The following is a 9431-nucleotide window of genomic DNA, read 5'->3' on the forward strand; positions in this document are numbered from 1 at the left end:
ACGAAACCCCTCAAGACTGATAACCAAAATACGCTGCCTCACGGCAACGCGTCACAGGTGGCCGGATACCCCGGAACAGGTGGCCGGATGTTGTCGGAATAGGTGGCCGGATCCTCCGGAATACGCACGAATGGCTCGACCAATACATCATCGAAAGCATCGAGGAGGCCCAAGACCACGCAACGCAATGGCTATGGACTTACAACAACGACCGTCCGAACATGGGCATCGGCGGCATCACACCCGCCCAGAAACTGAAAATGGCCGCATAAGTTCTACGGATGCACCCCGCTAAAAATGGGGGGATTACCGAGTGACCACCTTGTTCTTCTTGGTAACCTCGCAGCGGTCGGCCCTCTGTAGACCATTGGTCTTCGATCGGCTGGGCGCCTGCAATAGCGAAAATAGCCTTTTGACTGGCTCTCGCATCAGCCGAAGGTGCTTCTTCAGCGAAGACAGCCCATGCCCGTCGTTTCCCTTCAACTCAGGCCAGGTTCTGCGCGCAACCGTCACACTATTCTGCCAGTCCCAAATTGGTTCGTCACGTCGGAGAGCCGTACATGCGGCTCGGAAGGCGCTTCGATCGAAGCCCGAATGTTGATAGACAGTGATCTCGCCCAGCGGGACTTCGAGGATCGAAAGGGCTTGCGCAAATTTCGGAGCGCCCCTGACAGTCGATGCGTCAATCCCGTGAAGCCCGGTGAAGGCCCATGTGGACGTGCAAGGATCGACGTAAGTCGTCCAAGTCTCGATGGAATTGTCGAGTAGGACGCAAGCGACACCGATCTGGCAAATACTGGCGTGGTCGTTATTGGCGGTTTCGACGTAGATCGCAGCGAACCGGAAACGGCCTGACGGAAAATCATCGCATGCAGCCGTACGGCGCGTCAAGAATCTTAGCATCGCGCGTCGCCTTCGCATCCTTTGGCCGACATCTGCCTTGGTATTTTCACTGTTCCAAGGCTTCCAAGCACATAAGTATTTTCGCAACGGAATTCGGAGCATGGATCAGCCCAAGAAGGTATGCATTTCGCGCTACGTAATCGTCCCATCAAAAAGCTCTTTCGAGAAGTGGCCCGTCAGCGAAACTCTTAGAACGCCCCGCGCCCGCGTTGCCGCGACGTGGATCAGGGACCTCAGCCGCTGAAGTTCGTCCTCACGGGCAGCATCATCAGGAAATGCGTCTGACATGAACAACCAGTGCGGTGGAAAGTCCTGAGCGCCCAGGAACATTAGGCATACCGCGTCGAACTCGAGTCCCTTTGATCTGTGCATCGTCAAAAGCTTGATTCCGGAATGATATGAGTCGTCACTCTCGCGTTCGAGGATTTCGGGCTTTATGGCTTGGGAAGCAAGGTGATCGTTGATCAAATCCCTCTGTCGCCGTGTGTGCGTGCAGATCCCGACTGTACAGGTTTCCAGATCGATGGTTTTCAGCCACTCCACAAGCTGCGCAAGCTCGTCGGATTTGCTCACTGCCTCGGCCACCAACGGTTCAGGTCCATGCATCAGGCTGCGATAGCCCTTGGCGGATTCGGTGGATTCGTTCATGTCATCAACCACCTGTCTGGTCATGACGGATACCGCCCAGCGCCGGATTTCCTCGGTTGTTCGGTAGTTGATGCGCAGGATGTTGGACCGGCGACCACGAACATTCACGCCGCAAGCCGCCATGGAAGCTTTGCGCGGGTAGATCCTCTGGTGAGCGTCTCCAACAAGGAACAGGTCATTCTCACGTTCGGGTACCATGGCGCGAAGGAGGCGGATGGCCTGTTCGCCCATGTCCTGAGTTTCATCAACTATGATGTGGTCGAACGGCAAGGTGATTGATCCGGCATCCAAAATGGCACGGACCGCTCGGTAGCCATCATCTGGCTCCGCGAGGCCTTCTTCGACCATGCGCGCACGGACATACTCGTAGATCGCCCAGAGTTCCTTGCGCATTTGACGGCTCAACGGCGATCCGCGCCCAATTCTCTGGGCCCGGAAATACTCGTTCTTCTGTTCGAGACCCTGCGCCTGGATGATCTGCCGCCATTCGTCCATCACGAAGGCTCGGCTGAGGCCCTCCGGTACCGGAAAACGATCAAAGGCCTCATCCCAAATTGCCTTCAGGGTCTTGTGGTCGCCGAAGACAATAGTTTTCTCGAAGTTCCGCGCTCTGAGGAACTCCGACACCCATGCGTCAAGATTCATCACTTCGATGACTGGTCCCGCCTTGGACAGGTTCTCGGGACAGAGGTTACGAAGATTCTCGCGGATGTCCGAAGCGAGGTTCCGCGTGAATGTTGTTACAAGCACCTTGCGACCCTTGCGGGATGAGTCTTTGCGTATCTGGTCTGCCAGCCAGCGGGCGCGGTGCATTGCGACCACTGTCTTGCCCGTGCCCGCGCCGCCACGAACCAGCGTGGTGGACTTGCGCCCCTCGGCAAGCCGGCGCTGCATCGGGTGAAGGAAGATCCGCCACGCCGCCATGTCGCGCTCGACAAAGGCTTCGAGATCCTTGTCGTCGAGGACGCGAATGCGACGCTGGGCAATATTGGAACGGAGTGCTTCGCTGAAGGTGACTGTGGTTGTTGGCGCATCCGCCAAGCCGATTTCGTCACGGACCTCGTCCAAGGTGAGGCCTGCGGCAAGACCTGTCAGGGAAAGCTGCGCCACTTCGTCCAACTCGGGTGCAGCCGTGATCGTATCTTCGTCGACGATGGCACGGACAGTGGGCAGATGGTCCATGAGGACGCCGACCGAAATCAGTTCATCATCCGTCCAGGCATCGAACAGGCCTGGTCGGGGCTCCTGCTTGACGGGCGGAATTGCTGGCGCTTCAGTCTCCTCCGAGACAGCCACGACGAAGCGTACCGATCGTGTGATGTCATCGACGAGAGCACGTCGGCGTTCTGCCCAGGCATAGGCCTTGTCATGTTCGTCGACGTGAACGAGGAGGAGGTCATCACCTTCCTGAAGCGCAATGGCCCGATAACCCTGATCGATCCTGATGGAGCGCATACGCTTGTCGGACCCGCCTTTCACACGTTCCAGGTTGTTTCCGTTGGCCTCGGGATGCGCGTGCATTTTCTGGACGAGTTTCCAGAACTGCTTACGAACGGAAGCGGGGACCTTTTCCAGAGCGAGGTTGCAGCTGATGTCGATGGACAGGTTCAGTGTTTCGGATAAGTTGGTCATGTGGTGGTCTCCGCCACGAAGTGGTCGATGATTTTTGTGGCGATGGCAGCAAGGGCTGCCGGGTCTGCCAGATCAGGGTTCTGATTGATCAAGGTCCAACCGTCAGCACTAAAGGGTTCAAGGGTGATTGCGATCTTGCGCTTCGTCCAGGCAAGCTCGGCGTTACCGACAACCGTTTTACCTTCGATGAGGTCCAATCCGACGGCATCCGGCGACGGGATCTTTTTCCTCAGCAGTTCGATGAGCGCTTCAAGGCAATCATCCACGTCTTCCAGATTGTCCCAATCGTTGCTACTCGCTTTCGAGGGCTCGGGGGGGGCCAATCCATGGCCTTCCGGGGATGAGACGTGAAGATCCAACCCTTGCATTAGCGTGACCGTGGTCCAAAGGTGCCACCAGTCTTTTCGTGGCAAGGTGTTGGAGGAGGCATCGGGAACGCTGTCTGGCAGCGTCGAATGGATCATGACGCGCGTAAGATGAAGCCCGGCTGGGGCACGCGCTTCTGCGGGCAATCCGATAAATGTCCGGATGCTGGGTTGAGTGAACTGGCGGCTATACTTGTCGAAGTCGATGAAACCCTTGCTTTCTGAAGAGAGTTCGGAGGGAATGATCGCCGGGTCGCCTTGCTGGAACAGGGCAAAACATGCGTTTCCTGAAAGAACATCAATAGGTGCATCAGGATTGCGCAGCAGAAACAGTAGGAACTTCAGGGACCGCGAGCTGTCTTCGTCTTTTGATGAGAGCAACCTAAGAAGATCGAGAAGGGCAGGGCGTTGCTCCGTCGGAAAATGTTGCAGACGCTCGACCATGGCGGCGGAAGCGGCAACATTTTTGGCTACGAGAGGCGGCTGGGTCGCGGCCTTCTCGTCGAAATCAGCCCAAATCAGTGTCACCAAGCGAAGCTCACCCGACCTGATCATCGATAGACGATCCTTCAGATCCTGCGCAATGTTCGGACCGTGGTGTTCCCAACCGTCGAGTTCGACAACGATGGGCAAAGCTTTCGTGGACGCCGGTGGTCGCAGGAGGCAATCAACGCGCTTGACGGGTTGTCCCGGGAAGGCCTTGTTGATTTGCACCTGCGTTTCAAGCCGCCAGAGGTACTCCTTGCCATCGGCCGCAGTCACCTTGAATTGCCAGGCTCGCTTGGCATTCGCCGTCACGATCTCTTTCATCTCAAGAGGACTGTCTGGCGTCCCAAGCCTCTCCCTGAGTTCCTGGTAGAAGCGGTCCTCAAGGGCGCTGTCTCCCATGGGCCCCGAGATTGGTCCATTGATGGACCCTTGGGCTTCCACGAGGTGGTCCCAACTCGCGAGGACCCGGTTGACCAGTTTCAGCGCGAGGCTGCGGCTTGCTACGCCAGGCCCGAACTGAGCGCGGTAAGAGCGCACGCAGGCATGGCAGCCATCGCTGTGCTCAAGGCTCTTGCATGAGCATTCATCGAGGGTCGACTGTGCGAGGCTGAAGACCTGCCGCAGGCTGGCGCGATCCGTGGCGAGTTCCCTGAGGTAGCTGGAACCACCTGGGACAGCGTCGTACAGATAAAGGCTCCTGACCGTGGTTCCCTTGATCGTCTCAGATAGAGACGTGCTGCGGATATGATCAACGGCTCCCTTGAAGAAGGCCTTCAACCCGAGGTCGACTGCAGCTGTGAAGCTCTTCATCTCATCGTCGGTGGTGTCTCCTGCGACGGGCAGAACAAGGCGCAATGCCTCGGTCCGCCACTTTCGTCGCAGGAAAACCTTTTTCATCCATTGCTCGCGAGGCTGCTTTCCGTCAACCGCTGGGCACCTGCGGCTATGTTCACCGTGCGCTTCGTCGTCGTTCGTGGGGATCTGAGCCTTCCCGCAGTGGCGGCAGACCAAAAACGGAAAGGAGGCCAGTTGGCGACCGGCAATCGACCTGTCGGTCGGCGACGCCTTGCGTTCGCCGAAGTTTATGTCATGCATTTCGCAGGCATCGATGAACTCGTAGCCGAACGGTGGCGAGACGTCTTCCGTCGTCCAGGCTGCTTCGATCTGTTTTTGGTCGTAGCGCGGCAGGATCATGCGATCATGCATCGTCGCATCGCGTTCATCTGTATCCCTGATGGCTGCCTTGGCTTCATCGGTAAAGACGATCACCGATTTCAGGTCGATAACCTCGGCTTTACCCGAGACGTCTTTCCATGCTGCCGAGCCGCATCTCGGGCAGTCCGCCAACTTGGTCGCTTCGACCTCCGGCTCGGTCCAAGCGCAGGACGGGCAGAAGCGGACCGATGCAATGTCATCCGGGCCGATGTCGAGCTGTTCGATTTTCAGCTGTCGTCCATCGACGTAGAATATCTGTCCTGGCGCCAGCTCGGAAAGACCGGAAGAAGGGGGGCGCAGGTACTCGGCGCTACGGATATCCGTTGGATCGCGTTCTTTTTTGCGGTCACCTCCGCCCTTCTGGATGAAGCTCTTGAGCTTCACTCCGACTTCCGGGAAAGCATAGTTCGGAAGCACGCCGCTGTCAGTCAGGTGCTGCAAAACAGTTACCTTGTCGATGGTCTCGGAGATCATCTTCTTTACGACGGCTTTTTCAAGCTTGAGTTCCGCCTCAATCTTGTCGCGGTCATCCGGCGGCGGCTTCTGCGCCTTCAACTTCCTGATCTGCACGTCGTAGTCTGACTCGAGGTCGCGCAGGCGTTTGCGATCGGTGATGACCGACTCGAAGGTCTTCGCGACATGGCTGCGCAAGCCATCCTGCTCGGTCAAGTAAGCCGTCACCGCGTCTGTGATCCGATCGACCGCACGGGCTTCGTCAGGTAGCAGGGCGAGGAAAGCGTCCGCCAGATCGAGCCCGTTCTGATCTACGTGTTTCAACCAAAGGAAAAGCGCACCTCCTGGCGCGTTGGAATCCATGGCGTCGATGACTGGTTTGACGTTGCCAAAATCCACCTTGTCATGCGCGTTTTCGACAAAGCGATCCAAGGTGAATGCGGCTGCCTGGCGTTTCAGAACCTCTGGGGCTTTCAGGTAAACGCCGGGGGCGTCCACTTTGCCTGCAAGCATGGCATCCGGACGGGACCAGAATTGCAGGTCATGTTGGCGCGCGCTGACCGTGGTGATGTTCAAGGCATTGCCATCGCGACGCCCGGTTCGGCCAGCGCGCTGCACGAAGTTCGCAGGCTTCGGCGGTACTGTACAAAGCAACATCGTCGAGAGGTCCCCGATGTCGATCCCCATTTCCAATGTACTGGTTGCCGAGATTGTGTTCGGATCCCATGTCGCCTCGCCGTCGATGAATCCTTTTTCCAATGCCTTACGGGTTTCAGTATCGAGCAGGCCGGTATGTTCTCGCGCGACCACGCGATGATCCCTGCCGTGGCGGTAGAACCAGCGAAGGTGATCGTACCCCTCTTCGTCTGTGTCTGTATGCAGCGTGCCAGTGCAGGACGGTCGCAGGCAAGGTGATCCCTCACCCTGCCCAGGCAGGGCCGCGATTTTCTTCGAGCACCGGTCGCAGGCGAGGTGGGTCACATCAGTCGATACCGAGATTGCTTCGGGACGGACCAACCATGCGGTCGGCGAAGCGTTATCTGCTCCACGTATCTCTGCGACCATGCCTTCAGCCTGGAGGAGCTTCATCGTGCAGCCGAGGATGCTCTGCAATCTGTCGAGTTTCTGCGCGTCGTCGGAGCGGCCAAGGAAGCGCCGGAACCAACCTCGATACCAATTGGACGGGGAATCCGCCGCCATCCGCTCATAGCCATGCGCAATCAATCGCAGCGTCGGAATGCGTGGTTGCCCAAGGGCTCGCCTGGAACTGTCGCGGAAAACAGGTAGAACTCGGCGGGCATAGAACCCGGAATCGACTGCCATAAGGCCACCGAACCAGTTGGGGCCGCCCCGGTTGGAGACAGCTTGGGCTGCTCGGACGTAGGGATGGTCGACCGCACCGCGCGAAACCAACTCGAGCAAAGTCCCCCACAGCAAGAAGACGGCATCCGATGTATCTCGAGCAACAGGTTGCAAACCCTCGCGCGCAAGCAAGTCGGGGAGTTTTTCCGCTGCGACAGCAATCGCCTCGGGTTCGAAGCCGATTGCCACCAGCCGAGTGCCGGGAAGTGACATCGTCCGGCGTGCCTGCCAGGTCAGGTCGCTGAAGACATCCCATGAGAGGCGCGCCTCGACATCTTCCGCGATGAAGGGATCCCCGAGGCCGCCGGTCGCCACGAGTTTCTTGTAGCCATCGCGCCACGTCATCTCGCCCGAAATGAACCGCGCAACGAATGTCTCGTCCCCAAGCGTATCTCGCAGCTGACGGGGAAAGTCCTCGAACAAGCTCTTCAACGTCAAAGCCCTGTCTGGGCTGTCGTCGATGCTGCGCCACAGTGCGCGGGCCTGCGTCCACCGCGCGTGCCGGCTCTCGGTGACGGCGGCGCGTTGAGTAGCATCTTGGACCGAGTCCGAGAACATCAGCATCCGCGGCTTGGCTTCGTCCTTTTCCTCGTGGAAGCGCGATGCAAACAAGGTTCCAGCGAGAGCAGAGCTGAGACGGGCGGACCGCATTCCGAGAATGTAGAGGGCGTCACGGGCACCGCAGTGCGGGCACTCACGCTTGACCTTGCCCTTCTCGCTGGACGGATCAAAGATCCAGCACGGTGTCTGTGGTCCGGCTTCAGGTGTGTCCGTAGCGGTTTCCATGAATGAGAAGGTGATCTGATCCGCACAGACCTGTCCCTTGGCAACGGCGCGTTTCTCCGACCCGACCGAGATTTCCAGTGGATCGTGATAGATTATCCGCAAGCGTGTCGAGCCCTCGAACCAGGAGTCGTAGAGAGTTTTCGGATCGGCCCAGAGAGACATGTTGTTTTGACCGAGGCGTCCAAGGTATCCTGCGGTGAAGCAGTTGTCGCAGCGGACGATGGGCAATGCGCTTCGGGCAGTTTCTTCGTCGATGTCGTCGAAATGGAGCAGCTCGGGTGTGGTCAGCGTGCCGGTCCCGTCGATGCGGGGCAGGGTGGCGACCATCCGGCGCAGTTCGCGCGCCCAGTTCTGCACCCGAAGCGTCAGAAACGGTTCCACGCGAGCTGTGCGCTGATCGTCACGCGCCCACGCGGTCACCGACACGACGGCCGAGATGACCAGCGCCGCGTCTTCTTCGGAATAGGCTTTCTTGATCGAGTACGAGTTCTCGCGCAGCGCCTCGGCTGCGTCGGGCAAGGAGGCCGCCGGACCTGCCGCACCAAGCGCGGCGTAGACGCGCTTTGCCATGTCTGTCTGTCTGAGACGCGCGGACAGGTCGCGGCGCCAGCCGATGTCGCTGGCGTCCTCCGGCCGCTCCATGTCCGGCCACAGGGCCATGGCAATCTCGACGGCAGCCCCGGCTTGGTCCATTTCGCGGGCGCGCTCCATGGCGGCCTTAACCTTCCCCGCATCGGGGCGCTCATCGTAGATAAGATTGCTGGCGAAGACGTCGTCCGGGGTCAGCCGGTGCTCCCGGATCACTGAATGCGCGTCGAACGCTTCCCCGAACAAGTCGCCCGCGTATTTCCGCAGAGCGACCGAGGCGTCTTCGCCGTCCCCCAAGGTTGCCGACGATCCGACGCAGGCCAGGTGCCCGGCGGGGGTCTTCAGCCGCGCCTTCACCCGGCGGATCAGCATGGCGAGGTCGGCGCCTTGTGCGCCGTCAAAGGTGTGGATCTCGTCCACTACGAGGAAGCGCAGCGTCTCGGGCAGATTGTTTGCCCACAAGCCCCGGTCTCGGCCGCGGATCAGCAGGTAGTCGAGCATCTTGTAGTTGGTCAGCAGGATATCAGGGGGGGCCTCCACCATCGCCTCGCGCGATGTGATGATGCTCTCCTCCGTCATCCGGACCACCGGATCTTTCGGCCGTGCATCGGCGTAGATCCCGGCGCGCACGCCAGCCAGTTCCGGTGTCCGGTGGATGGCCTTCGCGATCCGACGGGCCTGGTCCTGCGCCAGGGCGTTCATCGGGTAGATTAGGATTGCCTTCACCCCCGGTTCCGTCTTGTGCCGTCGGCACATGTCGAGGATCGGCCAGAGGTAGCTTTCCGTCTTGCCCGAACCGGTCCCCGTGGCCACCAGCGTGGATCTCGGCGCGTCGCCCCCAAGCCGGTCAAAGGCCATCTGTTTGAAGTGGTCCTGCTTTTTAGGACAGGTTTGCGGCTTGTCTAAGATGCATCAGATTTATGTTCATGCCGCTTTTCGTATCTCTGCTTGCTCGAAGTATGCCGCGTCTGGGGTGCGTTTGTCGAGCGC

General features: G+C 59.1%; 2 protein-coding genes and 1 pseudogene. 1 reads left to right on the forward strand and 2 read right to left on the reverse strand.

The annotated features are described in order from the left end of the window. Positions 1–125: 125 nt before the first annotated feature. Positions 126–272 (forward strand): annotated as a pseudogene (locus ROE7235_RS17720) (integrase core domain-containing protein); the annotation flags it as partial. A 763-nt stretch (positions 273–1035) separates the two neighbouring features. Here the strand turns inward: ROE7235_RS17720 and ROE7235_RS17730 are convergent. Both ROE7235_RS17730 and ROE7235_RS17735 read right to left on the reverse strand, forming a co-directional pair. Then, on the reverse strand, positions 1036–3183 hold the full coding sequence (locus ROE7235_RS17730; RefSeq protein ID WP_121096988.1) for a UvrD-helicase domain-containing protein: 2148 nt from the start codon (positions 3181–3183) through the stop codon (positions 1036–1038). Next, positions 3180–9299, reverse strand: a complete 6120-nt coding sequence (locus ROE7235_RS17735) for a DEAD/DEAH box helicase family protein (RefSeq protein WP_121096990.1) — start codon at positions 9297–9299, stop codon at positions 3180–3182. The genes ROE7235_RS17730 and ROE7235_RS17735 overlap by 4 nt, the downstream gene beginning before the upstream one ends. Positions 9300–9431: the final 132 nt, after the last annotated feature.

The organism is Roseinatronobacter ekhonensis (assembly GCF_900499075.1).
GTDB lineage: Bacteria > Pseudomonadota > Alphaproteobacteria > Rhodobacterales > Rhodobacteraceae > Roseinatronobacter > Roseinatronobacter ekhonensis.

Coding starts and splice junctions, on each gene's coding strand:
- ROE7235_RS17735 (WP_121096990.1), bottom strand. CDS start 9,299: ATGGCCTTTGACCGGCTTGGGGGCGACGCGCCGAGATCCACGCTGGTG.
- ROE7235_RS17730 (WP_121096988.1), bottom strand. CDS start 3,183: ATGACCAACTTATCCGAAACACTGAACCTGTCCATCGACATCAGCTGC.